Source organism: Fusobacteria bacterium ZRK30 (assembly GCA_024628785.1).
Taxonomy (GTDB): domain Bacteria; phylum Fusobacteriota; class Fusobacteriia; order Fusobacteriales; family Fusobacteriaceae; genus Psychrilyobacter.
In genome coordinates, this window is record CP102404.1 from 1,013,697 (window position 1) to 1,037,718 (window position 24,022).

The following is a 24,022-nucleotide window of genomic DNA, read 5'->3' on the forward strand; positions in this document are numbered from 1 at the left end:
TTTTTCTTTTTTTAGTGTACGCTAATTTCTGCCTATCAAACTTCCATTTCTATACATCTTCAAAAGAACCCTTAACTCCTTCAAACTCCTTATGAGAAGCTCTCCTGTCTCTGTATCTTTAACTTTTTTCCTCTCTGCCTTGTCCACTAATTGTATTACCGATATTATTTCGTGACCATCTTCAATGGCTTTTTCAATATTTTTAAACGGTTTATGGGAAGCTAACCTCAATCCATAAGAATTATAGATCAAAGTATATCCCGCAGTCCCGGTACTTGATTGATAGGCCTTGGATAACCCCCCGTCAATCACCAACAATTTTTTCCCTGCCCTTATAGGCAGTTCTCCATTTTTAGCCAATACAGGTGTATGACCGTTTATAACATGACCATTTTCTTTTAAGACTCCAAAATGATCCATAAGTTTTAATATTATTCCTTCATCTTCCCTCAATGTATAGTATGGGTTCTTTATCTCTTTATGAGTTTCCTTCTCTTTGATAAAATACCTTTCAAAAGTTTTCATCTCCTCTTTCCCAAAAAGAGGTGAATACTCCCCTGTCCACATATACCAGAACCAGTCTAAATCTTTTTCATTTCCCTTAAAATAAGCTTTTCGAGCCAGCTTTTCAAATTTATCCATGAGTTCCTTACCGCAGTATTCCTCCCCTTCTATGTTAAAACATTTATAGGCTCCTTCCGAATCCATTGGAATGCAACCATGAAACATCAGCTGATTGTTATATTTCAAGTATATATTTCCATTAGAAAAGAAAAAATGAATATGTTTTTGCAGCTTGTCACTCTTTTTAAAATATTTAGCTATCTTCTTTATTACCTCTTCTTCCCTCTCTGTTAATTTATAGGGATCTTTCGGATCTATTGTAGGAAAATTGTTGCTGGTTAACTTATATTCCTTTCCATTTAATGTGATCGTTCCCTTAGTCTGGTCTATCTTGTCTAAGAGCATCCTGTTTTCCATCTTAAATTCCGGCCTTTTCTTAATAACTTTAGCTTCTAATTTAAACTGAATAATAGCTATAGCCTTATGCATCTGTCCCCGTACATACTGTTCCTTTTCATTAAACAGTTCATCACTGTTGGCTATAGGTAAAAACTCTTTACACGGATCCCCACCATAAGTTTCCATAGCAAATCTCCCTAGAGGGAGTAAGTTTATCCCATATCCCTCCTCCAAAGTTTTTAAATTACTGTACCTGAGAGATATCCTCAGTACGTTGGCTACGCACGCAAGGTGACCCTTGGATGCTCCTACCCATAATATATCGTGATTACCCCATTGAATATCACAGTCATGATGCCCTATAAGATTATCCATAATCTTGTGGGGATCTGCCCCTCTGTCATATATGTCTCCTAAAATATGAAGTTTATCTACCGACAGCTGCTGGATCAGATTAACAGTTTTTATTATAAAGTCATCTGCTATTTCTAACTCTATTACTGTAGATATGATCTGGGAATAATATTCCTCCTTATTAAAGTCCTTGCTGTTCAGGGTCAAAAATTCCTCCAATATATAAGCATATTCATTGGGTAGCGCTTTCCTTACTTTGGATCTGGTATATTTAGATGACACTAATCTAAATATCGATAAAATTCTCTTTATAGATACCCTGTACCAGTGAGCTTTTTCATATTCATTCAATTTTAACCCTTCCAGTATTTTTTCAGGATAAAAAATCAATTTAGAAAAATTATGTTTTTCCTCCAGGGAAAGTATATCTCCAAAAAGCTCATCTACCTTTATTTTTAAACTTCCCGAAGCTGTCTTCACCAAATGCCTGAAAGCATGGTATTCTCCATGAAGATCTGTAAGATAATGTTCTGTTCCCTTAGGAAGATTCAGTATAGCTTCTAAATTTATAATTTCACTAGTGACTTCTCCTATATTTTTATATCTATTCGATAATAATTCATAGTACTTTCTTTCCATTTTACACCTGCCCTAATTATTTATTTATGTGCACTAATTGTCTTTAAATATAGTTTACTCACTTTATATCCAAAATGCAACTTAAATAAAAGCCATTGACAAATCTTTTAAAATATATTAAAGTTTAAATGTGCATATGCACAAAAATGGAGGGGATTATGAGAGGTAAAAAGAAAAGGTGTTGCCGATTTTTAAAAAATGAAATTGTATATAAGCCAAGAGGTATTACCATGAAAGAGATTACAACAAACAATATTGAGGCTGATGAATTTGAAGCCATTAGAATTTGTGACTATGAGGGTTTGAGTCAAATCGAAGCTAGTGTATTGATGGGGATCTCCCGTGGAACAATCCAAAGACTATTAAATTCTGGAAGAAAAAAAATTGTCGACAGCTTTTTGAATGAAAAAGCTATAGTTATAAAAAACAAACATTGACTATAAGCTAAAAAACAAGGAGGAAGAAAATTATGGAATTGAAAATTGCATTTCCTACAAATGACAGATTAAATGTTGAGGAACACTTTGGACACTGCAGCGAATTTAAAATATTGAATACTAAGGATGGAAAAGTGACATCGGAAGAATTTCTTACACCGCCGCCTCATGAACCTGGTGTATTGCCAAGATTTTTAGGTGAACATAAGATTACTACTATCATTACAGGTGGAATGGGAGCCATGGCTATAAACCTGTTCAAAGTACAAGATATAGATGTTATATTAGGAGCCACTGGAAGTATCACAGAAAATCTAAATACATTTTTAGATGGTCAGCTGGCATCTACCGGATCTGCCTGCAGCCATCATCATGGGGACCATGACTGCAACCACTAAAATAAAATTAATTAAAAATAAGCCGAATTTATTTCGGCTTATCCTAAAAATATAAATTTTGATAGACAAATATTTTGATTTTCTATTTTTTTAAAAGATATAAGGAGGTAGGTATGAGAATATCCATATGTTCAAAAAAAGCAGGCTTAGACAGTTTAGTCGATGAAAGATTTGGTAGAGCAGAAAACTTTACTATTATAGATTTAGATACAGCTATAGTTGAAACCATTGAAAATACAGCTAAAAATGATCCCAGCGGTGCAGGGGGAGAAGCGGTAAGGTTACTTTCAAAACACAGAGTAGATGTCGCTGTAGTTCCCCATCTGGGTCCTAAAGCTGAAAAAGCTATGGAAGCTTTTGAAATAAAAACTGTTTCCCAGGAGGATTATAAAAGTGTAGGAGAGGTTTTAGAAGCATATAAGGTCGGTAAATTAAAAGAAATAGTAAAAATAAAAGGATTGACCAGACTATGAAGATAGCTGTATTAAGCGGAAAAGGAGGAACTGGAAAAACTACTGTTACTTCTAATTTTGCTGTAAATATAAAAAACTCTATAAGTATAGATTCTGATGTGGAGGAACCAAATTTACATATTTTTATGGATATGAAAAATTCAGCTTTTGAATCGGTATATACACTCTATCCGTCTATCGATAAGGATCTCTGCAGTCTCTGCGGCAGATGCGGAGATTTCTGTAACTATCATGCTGTAATTCCTGCAAAAAATCAGGTAATCGTTTTCAAGGAAAGCTGTCATGACTGTGGCGGGTGCAAATTAGTGTGTCCAAATGGTGCTATCACATATAAAAAGCGTGAGATCGGGCAGATTTTTAGCGGCAGATCAAAATATAATACACAACTTTCTTATGGCCTTTTAAATATCGGCGAGATGTCAGGAGTGAAGATTATCGACCAGTTAAAACAATCTAACGATTCAGATCAAAATATAATTTTTATCGATTCTCCTCCCGGGACTTCATGTGCCACAGTGGCAGCAGTAGAAGATGCAGATTATGCTGTAATAGTTTCTGAACCTACACCTTTTGGAGTCAGTGATATGAAGATGGTTGTAGAGATGCTTCGTCAAATGAAAATACCTTTTGGACTTGTTATAAATAAAGCCGGATTGGGGGATGAGGAGATCTACCATTACTGCAGAGATGAAAATATAGAAATTTTAGGAGAGATTCCCTTTGATAAAAGGATAGCTGAACTCTATGCCGACGGGAAAATATTCAGCATTTCCCTCCCTGAATACAAAAATTTATTCAATGATATCTATAAAAATATAACAAAGGGGAGGGGGACACTATGAATATAAATGAAATTATAGTTATCTCTGGTAAGGGAGGAACCGGTAAAACAACTTTAACAGCTTCTCTTATTCCATATTTAAACGATATAACTATCGCCGATTGTGATGTAGATGCTCCAGATCTAAATATTTTATTGAACCCTCAAATAAAGTCTGTTAACAGATTTGTAGGACTAAAAAAAGCTGTTATAGATAGTGATCAATGCATCCAATGCGGAGTGTGTGTGAGATCTTGCAAATTTTCTGCTATCTCCAAAGATATTATATTAACTTCATCAAAATGCGAGGGTTGTGGGGTCTGTGAATTTATCTGTCCCCAAAACGCAATTTCAATGAAAGACGCAGTAGTAGGTGAACTCTATGAATCAGATACAGTTTTTGGTGATTTTGTCCATGCAAAACTTATTCCCGGTGAAGAAACCTCAGGAAAATTAGTGGCTGAAGTCAGGAAAAAAGCCAAGGCACTGGCACTTTTAAAAAAGAAGAAAAATATTATAGTAGACGGTTCCCCTGGTATTGCCTGCAATGTTATCAGTTCTATTACAGGAGCCAGCCAGGTTATAATAGTTACCGAACCTACTTTTTCAGGACTCCACGATCTAAAAAGAATCTACGAATTAACTAAAAAATTTAACCTGAAGGTTCAGGTAGTTATAAATAAATTTGATCTTTCTCCTCAACATAGTGAGATGATAAAAAAATATTGTTTAGAAAAAAAAATAATAGTAGGGTTACAAATACCATTCACTCCAAAAATAGTAAGATCCATCGTCAGTAAAACTATTCCTTCCATAGGAGAAAAAGATTTTTTCCAAGAGATCGGTTTTTTCAAGTTTATAGACAGTTTAGTTTAAAAAGAAAAAAACATAAATTTTCGTATCAGCGAAAATTTATGTTTTTTATTTACCTAAGAAAGCAACGTGACGTTGGATCCAAATAGACATAATTCAGGTTTTTATAATTTTTTATTGCTGATTAAATGCAGCATCACTTTGATTTTTTATTTACAGTATTCAATTACTAATTTAGCTGTATTTAAAAGTCCATCTACATGGGTTCTCTCATATGAGTGAGATGAATCTACTCCAGGTCCTACAAGAGCATGTTTAATTTGTGCTCCACCACGTAAAAGTGCACTGGCATCTGATCCATAATATTTATAAATATCTATAACATAATCAATCTCTTCGTTACGGCATAAATTAACCAGACGTTTTTTCATCTCCAAATCATATGGCCCTGAAGAATCCTTAGCACAAATAGTCACCTTATTTTCTTTTGAAGTCTGACCGATTCCTGGAGATGCCATATCTATAGCCAATATTTCCTGGGTTAATGATGTAGCAATTCCTGATGCACCATGACCAACTTCCTCATAGTTAGATATAAAGAATTCCAGTGTATACTCTGGAACTATCTCATTTTCCATAAGATATTTGCAAACTCCTAGTATAATTGCTACTCCGGCTTTATTGTCTAGATGACGACTCTTAATAAATCCAGATTTTGTTACCTCTACTCTTGGGTCTAAATATACAAAATCTCCTACATTTATCCCCAGTTTTTTTATATCTTCTGCATTTTCTACCAGTTCGTCCAATCTTACTACCATATTGTCCTCTGTTCTCTTATCCGATCTAGGAGCATCTCCATAGTTGTGTACAGATGATTTTTCAAATAAGATCGTTCCTCTGATCTCTTCACCATCCATAGTAGATATAGTGCAGTATTCTCCATCTACAGAATTCCAAGCATATCCACCGATCTGAGTTAATTTTAAAAAACCATTGGATGTGATCTCCCTTACCATCCCACCTAAGGTATCGATATGGGCAGCAATTATCCTGCTATCCTCTTTTTTTCCGGGAAGAGTTGCCTTCAATGCTCCCTTGGGAGTTATTTCCGTTTTTACTCCTAATTTTTTAAACTCATCTCTGCATACTGCTATCCCTTTTTCAGTGTCACCACTAGGGCTGGGGATATTTAATATTTCCACTAATTTTTCTACCATATAATTTGTAATGTACTTCATCTACTCTCTCCTTTTTTTATAACTTAATTTTTTCATTTACAAAATCCATAATTGCTTCCTTTAGGATTATAGATTCTTCTTCTATCCTTTCATAATTTCTCTTAAACCTTTCTACTTTAGCCTGATCTTTTAAAGATCCCAGGTTTATCTTTACGTTGAGTATAGCTCCTCTGATCCCTGTTTCCAAAAGCATAGCTCCTACACCCAGGTCCGTTACGGCATTTAGGTTTCCGTATTCAGAGAAAAACGGCAGTAATTCCATAGCTTCTAAAGAAGTTTTAGCAATCTCATAGGGAACTTCTGTAGCTTTTAAAGTAGCTTTTTGTATCTCCTCGCTTCTGACTGCTTTATTTTCATCGGTATCCTTGGGCAGTTTAAATGCTCCCATAAGGTCATTAAAAGATTTTGTATCCTCATCGATTAATATTTCTACTCTTTTTCTTATTTTCAGAAGTCTTCTATGTTTTGTTAAAAATTCCTCTTTGATCATATCATCAAATTCTCTATATTTTTTCTTGTCTATAACCAGTGATGCCATCATACGAGATAATGCTATCCCCAATGATGAAGAGAGAGCTGCTACACTTCCTCCTCCAGGTGCCGGTGCATCTGAATCCACCACATTTATAAAGTCTCCTAATTCTATATTTAAATAACTCATATTTACCCCCCCTATCGCCTACGGCGAAATTGATAATTTTTTTATGTATAGTTACATTTGAAATCCATTCAGATCTCTTAATTGTATTTTATCTTTTCTCCGTATTCTACCTGTATAACTTATGGACTATTTTATGCCTAATATATTACTTTCCCATCTGCCACTACCTGGATTCCATTTTTATACACATCCTTAGTGTGATTTATCCCAAAGTGATACATTATATACTCTAAATTTGGTGTGTCAAAAATTACAAAATCTGCCTTCTTTCCTTTTGTAATACTTCCAATTTCTTTTCCCCTGTCCACCGAATAAGCAGAGTTCACAGTAACTGCACTAATAACTTCTTTAGGAGTCATCTTCAATTTCAATGATCCCAGCTGCATAGCCAGCTGTAAATTCTCTGTAGGAGAACTTCCAGGATTATAATCTGTAGACAGGGCTACTGCTACACCTTTTTCAATCATCTGACGAGCATGTGCATAGTCTTTATTTAAATTAAATGAGGTTGCAGGGAGAATATCAGCTATCACTCCAGCTTCAGCCATATCTTCCATCCCTTTTTCACTGGCAGCCATAAGGTGATCAGCAGAAAATGCTCCTAACTCTGCCGATAATTCTGCTCCCCCTAAGGTTACAATTTCATCTGCATGGATCTTTACTTTAAATCCAAGATCCTTGGCAGCATTTAATATCTTCCTGGTTTCCTCTATTGAAAAAACTCCCTCTTCACAGAAAACATCACAAAATTCAGCCAATTCCTTCTCTTTGATCATAGGCAGCGCTCCTATTATCTCACTAATAAATTCTTCCCTCTTCCCCTTATATTCAGGCGGCAGAGCATGAGCCCCTAAGTATGTTGATACCAAATCTATAGGGTGGTCTTTATTTAATTTTTTTACAACTTCTAACTGTTTTAATTCAGTTTCAATATCTAGTCCGTACCCGCTCTTAGCTTCTACAGTGGTTACACCAAAAGATAACATAATATCCAGACTTTTTTTAGCTTTTTTATATAATTCTTCAAAACTGGCCTGCCTTGTGGAATTTACCGTACTCAAAATCCCACCTCCGGCATTTAAGATATCCATATAGGGAACCCCTTCTAATTTTTTAGAAAATTCATTTTCACGACTTCCCCCATGAACCAGGTGTGTATGTGGATCTATCAAGCCGGGAGTTACAGTCAGTCCCATGGCATCCTTTATTAATGTTGATTCTCCGATATATTTTTTATCGAATTCTCCTGATCCTGTTTCTAAAAATTTCCCGTCTTTAATAACTATATAGCCGTCTTTTATTATCTCGACTTCCCCCATTTCTTTTCCGGCTCTGGCTTTTTCCCCTTCTCCCAGGGTAATTAAATTTCCTATATTTTTTACAATTAACTCCGCATACATCTTAATATATCCCCCCATACGACCTTCGGCCGAATTTATAATTAAACTCTTTTATTTTACCCTATAAATTAGACTCTAAAATCTTCTCCATTGAAAAGCCATCTAAACCTAAATAATATTCCATACTCATAGCAAGAGCTTCCATAGGTACACTTCCTATGATCTCGCTCCCTAATACCGGCACCCCGTATCTTTTAGCTTCCATCTTCACAGTTTCAAAGACCCTGTAAAGGGGAGTTTTTTTATAGTTCACTACATTCATAGTCACCTGCACTATCCCTTTTTCCTTCAATTCTGCCGGTCCGGCTTTTATATATCTGAATCCACCACTGGAATGTCTGATCGCCTTAGCAATATTTTTCGCTATATTTACATCTGTCGTTCCTAAGTTTATATTAAAAGCTACTAGAGGTAACCTGGCTCCTACTCCTACTACTCCTGCTGTCCTGTGAGGCATACACTCTCCAAAATCAGGTTTCCATTGGGGATCTTTCATTTTTTCTGCCATCCCTTCAAACTGACCCTTTCTCACAGCAGCAAGGTTAATTCTTTCCTTGCAGGTAGCTGCTTCCTCATACAAAAATACCGGGACCTTATAGTCATCAGCTATCCTTTTCCCCAATGTTATTGCCAGCTCTATACACTCCTCCATATCTATATTTTTAATGGGTATAAAAGGTACTACATCTGTAGCTCCCATCCTGGAGTGTTCTCCCCTATGAACATTTAAATCTATCAATTCTGTTGCAATTCCTATTGTTTCGTACACAGCTTCCAATACTTTTAAAGGTTCCCCGATTATGTTTACAACTGTTCTATTATAATCTTTATCCGGTTCTACGCTGAGGAGTTTTACCCCCTCTCTATTTTTCAAAGGAGCAATTATTTTTTCTATCTTTTCTAAATCTTTTCCCTCACTAAAATTAGGCACACATTGTATTACTTGTTCTAACATACCCTTGACCTCCTAAAATTTTTAAATTTTGTACACCACTATATTAGTACTTTTTTCTCTTTTTTCCAATTTTTTCTGGATTTTTTTAAAATTATAAGTGAAAAAATATTTTTGATTTCATTTTTTTTATGATATAATATAATTCATGTTCAAATTTAGTAATTTAAAAAGGAAGGTATATTATGTGTAAAGAAAACATGTACGATAATTATGAAACAGCAGGTAATGTTGTTAAGATGGGGATTAAAAAGGGAAACAGTAAAAGTATAAATATATTTTTATTTGGTATCTTAGGCGGATTTTTCATTGCTTTAGGATATATGGGATATATGACCGTTACCCAGACTATGAGAACCAGGGTAGATACAGGGTTAGCCAGCTTCTTAGGAGCCAGTGTCTTCCCGGTTGGTATAATGTTATGTATAGTTGTAGGAGGATCATTATTTACCAGCAATAACTTATTGACCCTTGCACTATTTGATAAAAAAATCAGTTTAAAAAACTTATTGAGAAACTGGACCTTTGTATGGCTGGGAAATTTTACAGGTTCTATCGTAGCAGCTATCCTAGCTGTTACAGCAGGATTATATAAATCGGAAGCTATTCATTCTGTAGCTGTCCACATGGCAGAGCATAAGGCAGTTTTAGGATTTTCTGAAGCTGTAGCCAGTGCATTTTTCTGTAATGTTTTAGTAGCTTTAGGTGCCTGGATGACTATGTCCGGGAAAGATCTTGTTTCTAAAGTCATCGGTGTCTGGTTCCCGATTATGTTATTCGTACTCTGCGGATTTCAGCATGTAGTTGCTAATATGTATGTTCTAAGTTTAGGGATGATCTTAGGAGCAGACTACACCCTGGGACAGATGTTTATGAACAACATCATCCCCGTTACAATTGGAAATGCTCTTTCTGGAGGATTAATTATTCCTGCTATGTACTATTTCTTATTGGTAAAAAAACAAAAATAAATTTTAAATTAAAAGCCGGCAGATCTGCCGGCTTTTAATTTTTTAATTTTTTAATTTTTTTAACTTATCACATCTTCCGACTTAATAATTTTTATTTTCTATCTCCCCTATTTAATTCAAATAAAAATAATCATTATAAAAAATCACAGAATATATATATTTCCGCATACAAAAGTCCTAAAATAAACATATTTTTAAAATAAACATATTATTTTTTCAAACTTCTATTAATATTTCATTAGAAATCTTAGAAAAATTTGACACATTTTCTTATATTGTGATACCATCCTTTTGTACATAATCAAACATAATGTTTGTCAATAGTACTAAAAAGAGGAGGGAAATATGAACGCAGAAATTCAAGTACAACTAGGCAAAAAGAAAATCGGTAAATTTGATAAATTTTTAAATTTTATTGAGGTAGCAGGTAATAAATTACCTCATCCTGTAGCAATGTTTTTTGGTTTCTTTATAATAACAATTTTTTTATCAGCAGTTTTAGCTAAAACAGGTATCTCAGTAACGTACCAGGAGATTTCCAGAGCCACCGGGGCAGTTATAGATAAGACAACTACTGTTCAGAGTTTATTGACAGCTTCTGGAATTAGAGGGATCTTAACCAGCGGAGTAGATAACTTTACCGGCCATGCAGCATTAGGATCTATCATCGTAGCCATGTTAGGGGTCGGTCTGGCTGAGGGTTCCGGACTTATAAATGCTGTTATAAAAAAAGTAGTATTATCTACTCCTAAATCTATGGTAGCAGGAATTGTAGTATTTGCAGGAGTTATGTCTAACATCGCATCAGATGCAGGATACGTTGTACTAATCCCACTGGGAGCAATTATATTCGCTTCATTCGGAAGACATCCCCTTGCGGGACTTGCTGCAGCATTTGCAGGAGTATCCGGCGGATTTTCAGCAAACTTACTGGTTGGAACTACAGATCCATTATTAGGCGGAATCACAACTACCGCAGCACAGATAGTTTTACCGGGATATTCAGTTACTCCTACAGCAAATTTTTTCTTTATGGTAGCTTCTACATTTATGATAACAATCGTCGGAGCATTTATTACCGATAAAATTGTTGAACCCAGACTGGGAAAATATACAGGTCCTAAACTGGATCTGGATGCCGGTTCAGATATATCTAAAGATGAGATCAAGGGAATGAGATTTGCAGGAATAGGGATGCTGGTATTTTTAGGAGCTGTCATCATGATGACTATCCCGGAAAATGGACTTCTTAGATGGACTCCTGCTGAGATTCAAAATTTTGCCACAGAAAACGGTAGAACCCCTAGCAGTATGGAGATATTAAAACCATTTTTCAGTCAGTCTATTGTTTATATCCTTATGATGTTCTTCTTCATTCCAGGGTTATTATTTGGAATTGGAGCTAAGACAATAAAAAGCCATAGAGACGTGATAGCTTCACTCAATAAAGCTATGGCATCTTGCGGAGCTATCCTGGTAATAATATTTGTTTCAGCACAGTTTGTATATGTGTTTACAAAATCAAATATTGGAATTATCATTGCAGTAAACTTGGCTGATCTTATGAAATCCATGGGAATAAGTGGAGTATGGGCTGCTGTAGGACTTATATTCTTAACTGCATTCATAAATTTATTCATTGGAGGAGCTTCTTCTAAATGGCTCATGTTGTCACCTGTATTTATCCCTATGTTTGCTCAATTAGGTTTATCACCTGAATATACACAGCTGGCTTATAGGATTGGAGATTCTACAACTAATATTATCTCTCCCCTTATGTCATACTTTCCAATTGTAGTGGCATTTGCTGCAAAGTATGCATCTAAAAAAGACGGAATGGGAATAGGAACAATCATAGCTATGATGCTTCCTTACTCAATTATATTCTTAGTGATTTGGAGTATTATGTTCCTTGCCTGGAGTTTCTTAGGTCTTCCAATAGGACCGGGAGTATCGATGTTTATATAATTAGAATTACATTTAAAAAGGCCGCCTGGGATACCGGGCAGCCTTTTTATTTTAATTTAAAGATGGCTTCTTTTTATGGGAAACTATCTGCCTGTATTTTCCTGTATGGGGGTCTACAGGGATATTATCTGCTTTCTCTATGATCAGTTTTATATCTTTCTCAAGATTTTTCGATCTTAGAAATTCAGTCATCATAGGCAGTATTTCTTTCTCGGGATCTAACTCTTCCCTTTCAACATATCTAATCTTTAGAGTATTTTTATCTTCCTGCACAAATTGAATTTTCTTTACATTATTAAAGTACATACCTACCAGCTGAAGAGCAGTCAGTTTTTCCTGGCTCCCGTCTGCCATTTCAAAATAAAGATCATCCACTACCCTTCCGGCAATTTCATCTATAAGGGTAAAATTAAAATCCTGATCTTTAGATTTTTTTAATCTATCTTCCATCTTATACCTTAAGAGAGGCATCACATAGTTATAAAGGTTGGTCACTATGAGATCTCCTACTTCTCCTGGACCTACTTCGTCCATCTTTTCATCAACTATCTCAAATTTATAGTAGTCATCAAAAAGAAAAATTTGTCCTCTCTCAGGAATTTCCGACCCCATTCCCAAAGATTCAGTTGCTCCATAAAAATTTAAAGGTATTACCCCGAAGGCTCTTTCAATTATCTCTTTTCTGTTCCGGGTCAATTTATCTGCTGAACAGAATACCCGCTTTGGAAATATCCCTAAATTTCCATTTAGTTTTTCCTCTCCCAGGGCAGCTATAGATGAGGAGTATCCCGATAGAATAGTCGGCTGAAATTCATTCAATGATTTTATTATCTCCTTAAAATCACCGTTAACATCCAGAGTCAGAGTTGTGTAGTTTATATTTTTTGCTTCCTGGGCTAGATTATAACTGGCAAAATTTCCTCCCGTCGCTATAATAAAAGCTATCCTCTCTTTTTTTAACAGATTCATCTTATGGGACTGATCCACCCTTCCTATTATAAAAGCCTTTACTGTAGCCCATGCCTTCTGGTCATAAACAAATATTGTAGGATGCCCGGTTGAGCCCGAAGAAGTCATAGCCAAATATTTCCCCTTATACCTTCCTCCCCAGTTTTCCTTATGGCTTATAAATTCTTCTAAATCTTCCCTCTTAAAATCTTTAGTACAGATAAGATCATCGAAGTGATCTGAAATAATATCTTTATTAATTGTAGGATATTTATTGTAATCTATCGTTTTAAAGTTTTCCAGGGTTATCCCGTGTTTCCCGTAGAATTCACGATAAAATTTTGAGTTTTTTAATACATGTTCAATCAGATCATTCAATTTGCTGTTCTGGATCTCTAGGATTTCATCCCGTGAACGTTTATTATTTTTTTTTATATTATAAACTTCCTTAAGTAAGTGCATAATCTCCATAAATATCTCCTCCTCTATTTATATGTTCCAATATACTCTCTATACCTTCCTATTTTTATTTTAGTTATCAGTTTACCAGGACCCGTCTAGAAATAAATTTATTTACATTATATGCTGAATAAGAATTTTTATTCCCATTCCTATAAGAATAATTCCTCCTGTATATTCAGCTCTAACACCTAATAATTGTCCAACTTTATTCCCTAAATACACCCCTAAAAACGATATGATAAATGTTATTATCCCTATAATACTTATTACAAAATAAATATTTAATCCAGGTAGTAAAGAAAAGGAAAAACCCACTGCTAAAGCATCTATACTTGTAGCTATTCCAAGTGCAACAATGTCCAAAGAATTTTTACACTTTTTAATTTTTTTAGCTTCAAAAATCATCTTTCCACCAATAAAAGTCAATAATCCAAAAGCTATCCAGTGGTCAAATATTGCAATTTCATCATAAAAAAATCTTCCAATTCTCCATCCAAGAAGGGGCATCACTCCATGAAAAGTTCCAAAAACTAAAGCTACCTTTAATATTGATTTTATATGAAGTTTTTTTAGTGATAATCCTTGTGTTAACGATACTGTAAAGGCATCCATCGCTAATCCTATAGATATAAAAAAAAGTAATATAAAATCCATGTTTCCCTCCTTTATCTATAGATATCTTACTATTATATTAGAATTTTTTTATTATTTTCCTTGTTTTTTATTTATATTATTACTTTATTTTTACGGCCTTATTGGGTATACCTGTAAAAATATACATAACTATTTTAAAATCCCCGCTGATAATTTTCAAAAAAAAACTCCTAAGTAAATATTTTTAAATCATGACCCCATGACTTTCCCATATCTGCTTAGGAGAATTCTATTTTTTATTTAACTAAGATCTTGTAATAATCATCCTGATTAATATTAAATCCTGATTTTACAAATATTTTTTCCATTTTTTTATTCTCTATTTTTATCAGTATCTCAACTATCCCACTATCCAACTGAGTCCCTGAAACTTCCTTTAAAACTTCCACAGCCTCCCTGTGGGATCTCTTTCTCTGATATATCCTGGATGTAGTCAGGGCAGAATAGGTATCTGCTACTGCTATAATTTTAGATTCCAGGGGTATTTTATTTTTTTCCAGCTTATAATATCCCTGGCCGTCAATTCTCTCATGATGATATTTAATCCATGGAATTATTTTATGAAAAACCTCAAAGGGCTCTAAAATATAGATCCCGTCAGGTACATGTTTTTTAATCTGTTCATACTCATCTACAGACAGTTCACCTTTTTTATTTAGAATCGTCAAGGGTGTTATAATTTTTCCTATATCATGGAGGAGAGCTGCTTCTACAAGTTCATTTTTTGACAGATTTTTTTTTAATTCTCCGGGGAGATCGTCAAATATTGCCTTGACCAGGTTAGCCACATGCTCTGAATGATTGCTTGTATATTTATCCCTTAGTTTAACCGCTCTGATCAGACTGCTGATTGTCTGCACATAAAAAGAATTTAGGGAAGATGACAGATTCTTCAGGAGAAATATTATTATATATATGAAAAGTCCATCCATAAAAAACAGCAGTGAACTCACATGTGTAAATTCATTGTTAATCACTTCCTTCAAGATGATATAACTAAAATGAGTTACATATAAAAATAAAAATAGAAGCATGGCTGAAAAAGTAATAAGACCCATTTTATAGGAATATTTTGCTGCCTTATAAAAACTTTCAAAATCTTTTAGAATTTTCACAGAATCCACCAGACCTAAAAAAATTAAAACCATACCCAGTGTTATTAGTGTTGAATTTATATATTCCATCAAATACACCTCTTTTTTTCATTTGAAACAATAAAAAAATATATTCAAAATTGACTTCAATATATCTTTACCGCTATTTTTATAAAATCCTGCAATGAGTTTTTTATCTGATCTATGGTAAAGTCGTGTTTTAATAGAATGAAATTGTGTATATCAGCGGGGAGTTTGTGTTCACAAAATAAAATACTCCAGCTTTTGTAGTAAAATATAAATAAATTATATATTAAAAATCCAGGGGGGAAAGTAATGATAAAAAATAAAAAAATTAAATGGCTAGGCGGCATCTTATCCGGCCTAATACTTCTTATAGCATTAACTGCTGTCTGTTCAAAGAATGTGCAGAATTTTATGACCATGACATATCTTAATTTAAAAACTACCACCAGATTAGAAGTTAAAGACACAAATCTGTATATGGATGGGATAATCAATGAAAAAACTTACGACCAGTTTGTAAAGATTTTAAATGACAATCCCCAGATTGAAACTATTATTGAAGGAGATGTTCCCGGTTCAATAGATGATGATACAATGATAAAATTAGCTTATTTTGTCCGGAAGAAAGGGCTAAATACAAAAATTTTATCAAATAGTGATATTAATTCAGGAGGAGTCGATCTTTTTTTAGCAGGTGTGGAAAGAACAATGGAAAAAGGAGCTAAAATAGGGGTTCACTCATGGTCTGATGGTGAAAAAGATGCAGCTGAGTATCCTGTAGATTCTCCTGAACATGAACTTAATCGAAAATATATCGAAACAATGCTGGGATCAGATGATTTTTACTGGTTTACAATTTATGCAGCAACAGCAGATTGTATCCATCAAATGACCAAAGAAGAGATCAGCAGATATAAGTTACTTACCCAGCCTGTAAAAATGTAAGAAGTGTGCAGGATATTATTAATTTTAGGAGGAGGTAGTGATGAAAAAAAGAATTAAGTGGGTAGGAACTTTTTTATCCGGTCTGATACTTCTTATTGTATTAACTGTTGTCTGTTCAAAAGATATACAAAATTTCGTGACTATAAGATATCTTAATTTGAAAGCTACCGATAAATTAAAGGTTAAGGAGAATAATTCATATATGGATTGGATAATCCAGAAAAAAACTTACAACCAGTTTGTAAAAATTTTAAATGACCATCCCCAGGTTGTAACTCTCATTGAAAGAGATGTCTTTGGCTCAGTTAACGACAATTTAATAACAAAATTAGCTTATTCTATCCGAAAAGGGAAGATAAATACAAAAATCTCACTAAAGAGATAAGTCAATTGACAGGGGAAAGTTTTAAAGGCACCTTAGAAGGGGATCTTATTATGTCGCTTTCAAAAAAAATCATATTATCTCCTATTTATAAGGGAAGAGCTGATTTCTCTTTATTTTTTAGCAAGATATGAGTCCCCCCTTCCTTTATCTACAATCTATAAATTTTTATTTTCCCACTAATCTAATATTTCTATTCCTATACTACTTAAATATTCGAATGTTCCGTCATAATATTTTGATAATCTTGTATGATCAGCCTCACTACCATGGGGTATAAAAATAACCATTCCTTGACGAGCTCTTGTCAATAAAACTCGATATGTATTTTTAAGATATTCTCTAGTAATATTTTGATTAATATTTTGCCATTTGGTTCCTTTAAAACTTTGAAAATTCCAGTTTTTATTCTCCATATAAAAATCTGCACCCCAAGCAATACAAGCCCAATCAATTTCAAGACCTTGAATATCAAACTGAGTTGCTACCTCTTCAAGAAAATTTGATGAACGTATATCGTCATTTTTATTCAAAAACCAATTAGGTGCAGAGATCTCATTTTTTACATCAATTCCTATAGCTCTTAAACGTCTTGCTCCTGACGACCCTAGTAGGCCTATTCTTTCTGTTCCTTTTGCTTGATCTCTTAACCATTTTTTTGCTTTCTCAATGTCTCGCGTTAAAAATATAGGATAATTACTTTTTATATCTTCTAACAATGTAATCGATAAGTTATTATTTATCTCCAAAGTTTCACGAACAAAATTAGAAACCTTTTCTGATCTAAATGATCTTAGTGATACAGCAAGATGAAGATTCTTTTCATTCTGTCCATTGTCAAAGAGCCATTCTTTTATGTTTTCAGTTTTTAAATAATTATCATTTTCTAGAACAAGATCTGAATAATAGATATTCCATTTAGAATAATTATTTTTTAAAGAATTAACCCATTCCTCTAATCCTGCTTCACCAGTATTAATCTCTTGACCCCCACCGATTAAACACACAATTGTGCACCAATCTTCGTGTCTATTTATAACATCAATTAAAAATTCCGGTTCTGACATATTAAAATCAGGTATACCTTTTTTTGTTTTCATGAATTTACTTACTTGCTCTTTAGTCCAAGCTCTCTGTGCTTCATCAAAGACCACTACTTTTTCAATAGGGGCTAGCTCAGATATTAAATTATCATCTCTAAAGTGATGAATATTCTGAATAAAAGTATTCGCTTTAATTCCTGCTTGTTTCTTTGTTATTTTTTCACCATTTTGTTTAGATGTTTGGACTGCATCTCTTGTAAGTGCTTCTCTTAAAACTTCAACTAATGGACCATTCCCAGAAAGAAAAACAGCATGTTCATCTTCATCTGCTTTCATTCTTTCAACAGCAATATTTAAACCTGCCAAAGTTTTCCCTGCTCCAGGTACTCCAGTCACAAAACAAATTGATTTTAAATTATTTGTTTTTGAATTTTTAATAATTGTATTTATACAATCTGCTGTTTTAGATAAATTAATCGCACCAGAATCTGATCTTGTAATTTCCTTTACATTATGACCTTTATATAGAGCTTGTGCTGCCTCTACTATCGTTGGAGTAGGTTTGTATATTGAGTTTTCCCAATATGAAATATCCACATTCTCTTTACTTAAATCAATAAATTCACTTATTATTTTTTTAAAATTATGTTTATTTGCTTTTATAACATTCTCATGTGATGAGATATTATTATTTGAAATTATTTCTTCCTCAGCATTAGTAGCTATTAAAACAGGAATTAATTGTAGATTATGGCTTCCTTCATGAAAATTCTTTAAGTCCATAGTGTAGTCTATAACTTGTTCTATTGCATCTTTATTATATCTTTTCTCTCCAACTTTAAACTCTATGATAAATACAGTGTTTCCAATAATTATAATATTATCTACCTTTTTACCCATCCTTGGAATTGAAAATTCAAAATAAATTTTCCCCTCCATTCCTAAAAGTTCAGATTTTAAAACTTTAATTTGTTCAACCCATGCATTTCTTTGTAATTCAACAAGAGTTCTATTACTATGATTCTTAGTTAATTTACCTAAAATACTACTAGATGATTCTTTAATAAAACCTTTTATGGAATTAGAATAATAAGCTCTATTCATATTCTTTTCCCTCCAATTCTTTTACACATTCTGAGGGCAAAACTTCTAGTGCTTTTGCTAATTTAAAAATTGTTTTTAAAGTTGGGTTTCTTTTCCCTCTTTCTAGTAAACTAATATAAGTTCTATCTAATCCACTTAACGTTGCTAAGGTCTCCTGAGACATCTTCTTTTCACTTCTATATTTTGAAATTATTTTTCCAAAATTACTTTCTATTGTCATCTTATCCCCCTTCCTTTTATTTGAATTATCATACAAAAAGAAGACTATCGTCAACGGACTATAGTCTTCAAAAAATTGTAGTTTAAATATTTTATTAGTAATCAATTAAAAAAATCCGCTGAAAAGATCATTGTTCTTTCTAGCGGAATTTTTTTAATTTACTGTTTTCTCAATTTATCTGCCTCTTCCTGGATATTATTCTGTAATATATCTAAAAGCTTTAATAACTCTGTTTTTTCTGTATCGGATAATCCCCTGGAAAAAATTTGATTTATATTATTTGTTATTTCAATAAAATCTTTTCTATCAAAGGAACCTTTTTCTGTTATATAAAGCCTGTAAACTCTCTTATCTTCCAAATCCTTTACTTTATTTATATATCCTTGTTTTTCCAAGTTTTTAACAGCCTTGCTCACAGTTATTTTATCCTCTTTTAAAATAGAGCAGACCTCATTCTGGCTTAAACCTGAATTTTGATTGATAACCTTCAAAGTTCTAATCTCATGTTTTCCAATATTATACTGCTTTAACTTTTTATTCATATAATAGTTATAATCCCGTTCAATACTGGATAAAACCATTGTGATTAAATGTTCCTTCATAATCTCTCCTTTAAAAATCTGCCATAATTTTAACTTTCTATAAAAAGCCTGTTTAAAAAATTCAAATAAATTATATCACAGTTAAACCTAATTTAAGAAAAATTTTGAAATAATTGGATTAAAATACGTTATCAGCCATGCTCCTACAACTGGAACAATCATAATCATATGGCAAGGAGTTCCCTTTTCCTTCCCAGCCTGCTGTAATACCGACATAGTAGAAGGTGGGATCCCTATACCAAACCCCAAGATAGCTGTGGACAAAAACACAGCCAGAGTTTTCCCCCTGTATACTCTGTATACAAAAAATATCGAAAATAAGATAAGCAGCATAATCTGTAAGAAAACAATTAAAATATCACTTAAAGTCAATATCCCCAAACTTTTTATGTCCAGGGATGAAAATTTTAGGAGGATAAACAGGGACAGGAAATAATTCCCTATCTTGTTTATATGAAAATTTTCTAGGTAAACACCACCCTTATCCAGTTTCCATCTGAATAACAACCCTAGAATATATGCAATACCATTACTTTTTAAGGGATAAAGAAAAGTCTCCTCCAGTAGGAGGGATAAAATAGTAATTACAAAAATAATAACTACAGGGATGAAAACATTTTTTGTCTCTGTTTTTTCCATTTTTTTTATATAAAGTTTTTTATCTTTTGAAATAACCCCAAAGAATAGACTGCAGAACACGGTTCCTAAAATAACAGTAAGGGTCTCCATCCCTGAAATAGAAGGATGGGATGAATATTTTGAGATCAAAGAAAGATCTCCCATAAACATCAATGAAGAATATATCTTGATATCTTTAATATAGACAAAATAATCTATTAATTTTATGAATAAATTCTGAAATACCGCTGCCAGAACAGCAAAAATTAAAAACATCAGCTGCCATTTAAGCCCTTTAAAGAAAGTTTTTTTAGAATATCTCAGACCGATAGTTGCAAAAAATAAAGTCAGTAAGATTTTACTTATTTCCCGGGGAAAATCGACATATACATCAAAAAAAGATATAAAAATTCCCATAAAAAAAAGGGAGGGAAAGGAAATCTTCCTCAAAAGAGGGATCTCCTTTCTAAATTTAATATCTGCCAGTAAACATATATTTAAAAAAATAAAAGTTTTAAGCATTTTATTTTAAGTGCAGAGGTTTGATGGAATTTCTATCACACCTCATACACCTCCCCGCTTCCCTTTTTGCTTCCTCTCTAGTATATACTCTGGAAACCAATTCGAAGTTATCTGCTAAATTCTGTGGAACCACTACTTCTTCAGGTGCTTTTTCAGCTTCCCACATCTGACAGTTAAGAGGTTTTTCTGGAATGACAATCTCTTCTCCTAGATACAGACCCTTCCCTCCTAAACCTTCATCTACAGCTGCTGCTGCTTTTTTTGCCTCTGCAATGGCTTTTATAGCTATTCCCGGTCTGTACATATCTCCTATGGCATATACATTTTTAGCTGTGGTTTTAAATGAATATTTGTCTACCTTAACCCAGCCCTTTATTGTCTCGATATCTTCATCTAAGTAGTTATTATCGGATCTCTGACCAATTGCCAGTATTAAATTGTCCACCTTTAAAGTTTTAATATCATCTTCATCGTACTCTGGATCAAACCTGCCGTTTTTCTCCAATATCAGGCATTTTTTCAGAGTGACTAAAAGTTTTTCTCCTTCTATTTTGATAGTTTTTATTCCATACTGGCTTAAGAATTCAACCCCCTCTTCCCTGGCCTCATATTTTTCCTCCTTGCTGGGCATCTGGTCAAAACTTTCCAGAGAAGCAGAAACAACGTGAGCTTTCAGCCTTAGTGCTGTTCTGGCAGCATCCATAGCTACATCTCCTCCTCCTATAACTAAGACATCTTTTCCGAGAGTTTTTCTTTTATCAATTTTTACTTCCTTCAAGAATTTTACCGCTGTCTCAATTTTTTCTGATTCCGGTCCGAATTTATTTCCTATATGGCATCCGGAAGCTAATATAACTGCCTCATTGTTATCTCTTAACGTTTTTAGTTGGATATCTTTTCCTATCCTTGTGTTTTTGACTATTTTCACACCTAAATCTGTGATTAACTGAACTTCATCGTCAATATTTTTTTGTGGTAACCTGTACTCTGGTATTCCCATGGCAAGCATTCCACCTACAACAGATGAAGCTTCGTAAATGGTAACATCATAACCGGTTTTAGCCAGATAATATGAAGCACTGATCCCTGCAGGTCCTCCTCCTACAACTGCAATTTTTTTAGAGTTAAAATCCAGTTTATCCTCTGTGTACTCTTTATTGTTAACAACCAGATCACAGGTAAACCTTTTCAGAGCCCGAACTCCTACTGTACTTTCTATTTCCTTTCTTCTGCATCTGGCTTCACAAGGCCTTGCACAGATCTTACCACATATAAATGAAAGAGGATTGCTTTTTCTCATAAGACTGTATGCATCTTCATATCTGTCATTTTTCATAAGTTCAATATATCCAGGGATATAAACTTCTGCAGGACATGCATTCATACACTGGGCAGTAATAAGGGTTCTGCATATACCGCTCTGACATTTTTTATCTATAATATGCTCTAAAACTTCATCACTAAATTCATCCAGAAGAAATAAAAATATACGTGCCATACGTTGTTCTGCTATTGTTTTACCCTGGTCCAGATGATTTTTAATCTCTTCAATTGTCTGGAGTTCTCCCCTTCCCTGGGTTATTTTTTCAACCAATTGATTCAATTTTCTTATATTCTTATTATCAATTTTAAGTTCCCTTATTAAAAATCTCGTTAAAAACCTCATATAATCCATAGGGCAGAACAGGTCATCTAAAAAAGCTATCATATTTCCATTGAGAAACTTTTCAAATTCATTTATATTCCGGGATCTCTCCTTTCCGGTAACGCACACTCCCAGAGGTCCTCCAATCTGTATCACTTTTAATTTTTTATTTCCCTTCATTCCTCCGGACTCTGTTAAAATATCTAAAATTGTAGTTTCATCAAAAATGTTCACAGCTGTTTTATTGCAGACATCTCCAAAAGTATGAATCATCTTATTTTTCTTCATCTTTTCCACCTTCTTTTCTCAAAAATTCTATATCTAAATCTTCCTTGACCAGATTATATCTGTAATATTCCGGCAGAGTATCCATACATTTTTCATGTCCAAAAAGACTGAAAGGACATACTCTCACACATTTCATACACTCTCTGTCTGTTGTCATTAGTTCAAAACACGTAGAAAAACGTGTCTGACGCTTAAGAATTCCCTTATGGATCTTTTCCTCCTTAGGTATGGATTTTGAAGGACATGATTTCTGGCACATTCTGCATCTGGAACAAAATTCTTCAATATTAAAATCTCTAGGTTCATCTATTGGCATCTTATCTATTAAAATAGCACAATATTTAAGACGTGTCCCTGCTTCCGGAGTGATACATACACCATAGGTAGAGTAATTTCCAAGCCCTGCGTTTACAGCATGGGGCGGATATTTAATAGCACCCTTCCAGTCTCTTGCCTGACACTGATAACCATTGTCTCTTATAAAATCTGCGACCTTATGAACATTTCTTGCACATCCCGTATATGCATAAAAAGCCCCTAATTCTCCCTGGGGTTTTGGATAATTCTTTATTATCTCCTTGGGCATCTCATATCCCAATAAAATAACGGTATCATAAGCTATTTGACTTTCATATCCCGATGAAATATATCTTCTGTCTAACTTTGTCACACCCACACTGGAAAATCCAAGACTGACAGCATATTTTTTCATTTTAGCTTTTAACTGATGAAGATCCATTTTTTTATCGGGATTGGGTTCAGGAGCTCCATCTTTTATCTCTCTCATAATTCTTTCCATGGAGATCATCTGATCTTTAAAGTAGTGCATCTCATCTCCCGTTACCTCTTTATGCATCACTTTAAAAAATTCCCCGGTTTTACTTTTGGGATTTCCTGATCTTGCCATGGCAGGAGGAGATAGAGGATAAGGTTCATTTTCCAGGAGCAATTCAAACTCTTCAACATCTAAAATATTGACATAGGGATTATTATCTGTTATTTTTTTCCCTTTATTTTCCCTGAAAGATAAAACATCTACCTCATCCCAGTTACAGATAGGATTTTCTTTATCTGCCAGCATACGTTTTCTTCTTTCTCTCCACTCACTGGCTAAGTCATCGTATTTTTTCATATTTCACCTCTTTATTTTAGTTTCTCTTTGCAACTATTTTAACAGTAAAAGTTACTAAAAGCAACTAATTTAAAAATATGATCTATTTTAAATTAGTTGTTTCACTTTAAAAGTGATTTCCTTCACGGGTAAAAACATTGGTGATAATTTCACGGATAAAAAAAGATCCATAGAAAATCTTCTCAATGTCTCTTTCCTCCAAACATTAAAAAAAATTCTATGAACCCTAAATATATTTATTTTTAT

At 33.7% G+C, this 24,022-nt stretch carries 23 protein-coding genes; 9 read left to right on the forward strand and 14 right to left on the reverse strand.

From position 1 onward, the window contains the following. Positions 1-21: 21 nt before the first annotated feature. On the reverse strand, positions 22-1,956 hold the full coding sequence (locus NRK67_04825) for a fructose-1,6-bisphosphatase (protein UUV17230.1): 1,935 nt from the start codon (positions 1,954-1,956) through the stop codon (positions 22-24). Between the two features lie 158 nt (positions 1,957-2,114). Here NRK67_04825 and NRK67_04830 point away from each other — a divergent pair, with 158 nt between their 5' ends. The 5 genes from NRK67_04830 (at position 2,115) to NRK67_04850 (ending at position 4,960) form a co-directional block, all read left to right on the forward strand. Further along, positions 2,115-2,393 (forward strand): DUF134 domain-containing protein, encoded by a 279-nt coding sequence (locus tag NRK67_04830; protein ID UUV17231.1) that lies wholly within the window; start codon positions 2,115-2,117, stop codon positions 2,391-2,393. Positions 2,394-2,425: 32 nt separating this feature from the next. Beyond that, a complete protein-coding gene (locus tag NRK67_04835) occupies positions 2,426-2,791 on the forward strand; it encodes a dinitrogenase iron-molybdenum cofactor (GenBank protein UUV17232.1) in 366 nt (121 codons plus the stop codon). Between the two features lie 113 nt (positions 2,792-2,904). Continuing rightward, positions 2,905-3,264 (forward strand): NifB/NifX family molybdenum-iron cluster-binding protein, encoded by a 360-nt coding sequence (locus NRK67_04840; GenBank protein ID UUV17233.1) that lies wholly within the window; start codon positions 2,905-2,907, stop codon positions 3,262-3,264. Beyond that, positions 3,261-4,106, forward strand: coding sequence for an ATP-binding protein (locus tag NRK67_04845; GenBank protein UUV17234.1), 846 nt, complete (start codon positions 3,261-3,263; stop codon positions 4,104-4,106). The genes NRK67_04840 and NRK67_04845 overlap by 4 nt, the downstream gene beginning before the upstream one ends. Then, the gene (locus NRK67_04850) at positions 4,103-4,960 is read left to right on the forward strand and encodes an ATP-binding protein (protein ID UUV17235.1); all 858 of its coding nucleotides are present in this window, start codon (positions 4,103-4,105) and stop codon (positions 4,958-4,960) included. The genes NRK67_04845 and NRK67_04850 overlap by 4 nt, the downstream gene beginning before the upstream one ends. Before the next feature lie 146 nt (positions 4,961-5,106). Here NRK67_04850 and NRK67_04855 read toward each other — a convergent pair whose 3' ends face one another. From NRK67_04855 to ftcD, 4 genes are all read right to left on the reverse strand, one after another. Continuing rightward, the gene (locus NRK67_04855; protein ID UUV17236.1) at positions 5,107-6,138 is read right to left on the reverse strand and encodes a M42 family metallopeptidase; all 1,032 of its coding nucleotides are present in this window, start codon (positions 6,136-6,138) and stop codon (positions 5,107-5,109) included. 16 nt (positions 6,139-6,154) lie between these two features. Next, positions 6,155-6,799 (reverse strand): cyclodeaminase/cyclohydrolase family protein, encoded by a 645-nt coding sequence (locus NRK67_04860; GenBank protein ID UUV17237.1) that lies wholly within the window; start codon positions 6,797-6,799, stop codon positions 6,155-6,157. A 137-nt stretch (positions 6,800-6,936) separates the two neighbouring features. Then, the gene (hutI, locus tag NRK67_04865) at positions 6,937-8,199 is read right to left on the reverse strand and encodes an imidazolonepropionase (GenBank protein UUV17238.1); all 1,263 of its coding nucleotides are present in this window, start codon (positions 8,197-8,199) and stop codon (positions 6,937-6,939) included. A 61-nt stretch (positions 8,200-8,260) separates the two neighbouring features. Next, positions 8,261-9,154, reverse strand: a complete 894-nt coding sequence (gene ftcD, locus NRK67_04870) for a glutamate formimidoyltransferase (GenBank protein UUV17239.1) — start codon at positions 9,152-9,154, stop codon at positions 8,261-8,263. 182 nt (positions 9,155-9,336) lie between these two features. Here ftcD and NRK67_04875 point away from each other — a divergent pair, with 182 nt between their 5' ends. Together NRK67_04875 and NRK67_04880 are read left to right on the forward strand one after the other, a co-directional pair. Then, on the forward strand, positions 9,337-10,122 hold the full coding sequence (locus NRK67_04875) for a formate/nitrite transporter family protein (GenBank protein UUV17240.1): 786 nt from the start codon (positions 9,337-9,339) through the stop codon (positions 10,120-10,122). A gap of 345 nt (positions 10,123-10,467) precedes the next feature. Further along, positions 10,468-12,090, forward strand: a complete 1,623-nt coding sequence (locus NRK67_04880) for an AbgT family transporter (GenBank protein ID UUV17241.1) — start codon at positions 10,468-10,470, stop codon at positions 12,088-12,090. A 51-nt stretch (positions 12,091-12,141) separates the two neighbouring features. Here the strand turns inward: NRK67_04880 and NRK67_04885 are convergent, their stop codons facing one another. From NRK67_04885 to NRK67_04895, 3 genes are all read right to left on the reverse strand, one after another. Further along, on the reverse strand, positions 12,142-13,509 hold the full coding sequence (locus NRK67_04885) for a hypothetical protein (GenBank protein ID UUV17242.1): 1,368 nt from the start codon (positions 13,507-13,509) through the stop codon (positions 12,142-12,144). A gap of 102 nt (positions 13,510-13,611) precedes the next feature. Beyond that, positions 13,612-14,154, reverse strand: a complete 543-nt coding sequence (locus NRK67_04890) for a manganese efflux pump (protein UUV17243.1) — start codon at positions 14,152-14,154, stop codon at positions 13,612-13,614. Between the two features lie 236 nt (positions 14,155-14,390). Further along, positions 14,391-15,338, reverse strand: a complete 948-nt coding sequence (locus tag NRK67_04895; protein UUV17244.1) for an HD domain-containing protein — start codon at positions 15,336-15,338, stop codon at positions 14,391-14,393. Positions 15,339-15,584: 246 nt separating this feature from the next. Between NRK67_04895 and NRK67_04900 the strand changes: the two genes are divergently transcribed. Together NRK67_04900 and NRK67_04905 are read left to right on the forward strand one after the other, a co-directional pair. Further along, positions 15,585-16,220, forward strand: coding sequence for an alpha/beta hydrolase (locus tag NRK67_04900; protein UUV17245.1), 636 nt, complete (start codon positions 15,585-15,587; stop codon positions 16,218-16,220). A 40-nt stretch (positions 16,221-16,260) separates the two neighbouring features. Next, positions 16,261-16,605: a hypothetical protein gene (locus NRK67_04905; GenBank protein UUV17246.1), complete on the forward strand. Its 345-nt coding sequence runs from the start codon at positions 16,261-16,263 to the stop codon at positions 16,603-16,605. 176 nt (positions 16,606-16,781) lie between these two features. Here the strand turns inward: NRK67_04905 and NRK67_04910 are convergent, their stop codons facing one another. From NRK67_04910 to NRK67_04935, 6 genes are all read right to left on the reverse strand, one after another. Next, positions 16,782-18,749, reverse strand: coding sequence for a DUF2075 domain-containing protein (locus NRK67_04910; GenBank protein UUV17247.1), 1,968 nt, complete (start codon positions 18,747-18,749; stop codon positions 16,782-16,784). Then, positions 18,742-18,969: a helix-turn-helix domain-containing protein gene (locus tag NRK67_04915; GenBank protein ID UUV17248.1), complete on the reverse strand. Its 228-nt coding sequence runs from the start codon at positions 18,967-18,969 to the stop codon at positions 18,742-18,744. Before NRK67_04915 ends, NRK67_04910 begins: the two co-directional genes overlap by 8 nt. A gap of 158 nt (positions 18,970-19,127) precedes the next feature. After that, positions 19,128-19,571: a MarR family winged helix-turn-helix transcriptional regulator gene (locus NRK67_04920; protein UUV17249.1), complete on the reverse strand. Its 444-nt coding sequence runs from the start codon at positions 19,569-19,571 to the stop codon at positions 19,128-19,130. Positions 19,572-19,658: 87 nt separating this feature from the next. Continuing rightward, positions 19,659-20,711, reverse strand: a complete 1,053-nt coding sequence (locus NRK67_04925) for a hypothetical protein (GenBank protein UUV17250.1) — start codon at positions 20,709-20,711, stop codon at positions 19,659-19,661. Between the two features lies 1 nt (position 20,712). After that, positions 20,713-22,644, reverse strand: coding sequence for an FAD-dependent oxidoreductase (locus NRK67_04930; GenBank protein UUV17251.1), 1,932 nt, complete (start codon positions 22,642-22,644; stop codon positions 20,713-20,715). Continuing rightward, positions 22,631-23,776: a hypothetical protein gene (locus NRK67_04935; GenBank protein UUV17252.1), complete on the reverse strand. Its 1,146-nt coding sequence runs from the start codon at positions 23,774-23,776 to the stop codon at positions 22,631-22,633. Before NRK67_04935 ends, NRK67_04930 begins: the two co-directional genes overlap by 14 nt. Positions 23,777-24,022: the final 246 nt, after the last annotated feature.

Coding starts and splice junctions, on each gene's coding strand:
- NRK67_04825 (UUV17230.1), bottom strand. CDS start 1,956: ATGGAAAGAAAGTACTATGAATTATTATCGAATAGATATAAAAATATA.
- NRK67_04830 (UUV17231.1), top strand. CDS start 2,115: ATGAGAGGTAAAAAGAAAAGGTGTTGCCGATTTTTAAAAAATGAAATT.
- NRK67_04835 (UUV17232.1), top strand. CDS start 2,426: ATGGAATTGAAAATTGCATTTCCTACAAATGACAGATTAAATGTTGAG.
- NRK67_04840 (UUV17233.1), top strand. CDS start 2,905: ATGAGAATATCCATATGTTCAAAAAAAGCAGGCTTAGACAGTTTAGTC.
- NRK67_04845 (UUV17234.1), top strand. CDS start 3,261: ATGAAGATAGCTGTATTAAGCGGAAAAGGAGGAACTGGAAAAACTACT.
- NRK67_04850 (UUV17235.1), top strand. CDS start 4,103: ATGAATATAAATGAAATTATAGTTATCTCTGGTAAGGGAGGAACCGGT.
- NRK67_04855 (UUV17236.1), bottom strand. CDS start 6,138: ATGAAGTACATTACAAATTATATGGTAGAAAAATTAGTGGAAATATTA.
- NRK67_04860 (UUV17237.1), bottom strand. CDS start 6,799: ATGAGTTATTTAAATATAGAATTAGGAGACTTTATAAATGTGGTGGAT.
- hutI (UUV17238.1), bottom strand. CDS start 8,199: ATGTATGCGGAGTTAATTGTAAAAAATATAGGAAATTTAATTACCCTG.
- ftcD (UUV17239.1), bottom strand. CDS start 9,154: ATGTTAGAACAAGTAATACAATGTGTGCCTAATTTTAGTGAGGGAAAA.
- NRK67_04875 (UUV17240.1), top strand. CDS start 9,337: ATGTGTAAAGAAAACATGTACGATAATTATGAAACAGCAGGTAATGTT.
- NRK67_04880 (UUV17241.1), top strand. CDS start 10,468: ATGAACGCAGAAATTCAAGTACAACTAGGCAAAAAGAAAATCGGTAAA.
- NRK67_04885 (UUV17242.1), bottom strand. CDS start 13,509: ATGGAGATTATGCACTTACTTAAGGAAGTTTATAATATAAAAAAAAAT.
- NRK67_04890 (UUV17243.1), bottom strand. CDS start 14,154: ATGGATTTTATATTACTTTTTTTTATATCTATAGGATTAGCGATGGAT.
- NRK67_04895 (UUV17244.1), bottom strand. CDS start 15,338: ATGGAATATATAAATTCAACACTAATAACACTGGGTATGGTTTTAATT.
- NRK67_04900 (UUV17245.1), top strand. CDS start 15,585: ATGATAAAAAATAAAAAAATTAAATGGCTAGGCGGCATCTTATCCGGC.
- NRK67_04905 (UUV17246.1), top strand. CDS start 16,261: ATGAAAAAAAGAATTAAGTGGGTAGGAACTTTTTTATCCGGTCTGATA.
- NRK67_04910 (UUV17247.1), bottom strand. CDS start 18,749: ATGAATAGAGCTTATTATTCTAATTCCATAAAAGGTTTTATTAAAGAA.
- NRK67_04915 (UUV17248.1), bottom strand. CDS start 18,969: ATGACAATAGAAAGTAATTTTGGAAAAATAATTTCAAAATATAGAAGT.
- NRK67_04920 (UUV17249.1), bottom strand. CDS start 19,571: ATGAAGGAACATTTAATCACAATGGTTTTATCCAGTATTGAACGGGAT.
- NRK67_04925 (UUV17250.1), bottom strand. CDS start 20,711: ATGCTTAAAACTTTTATTTTTTTAAATATATGTTTACTGGCAGATATT.
- NRK67_04930 (UUV17251.1), bottom strand. CDS start 22,644: ATGAAGAAAAATAAGATGATTCATACTTTTGGAGATGTCTGCAATAAA.
- NRK67_04935 (UUV17252.1), bottom strand. CDS start 23,776: ATGAAAAAATACGATGACTTAGCCAGTGAGTGGAGAGAAAGAAGAAAA.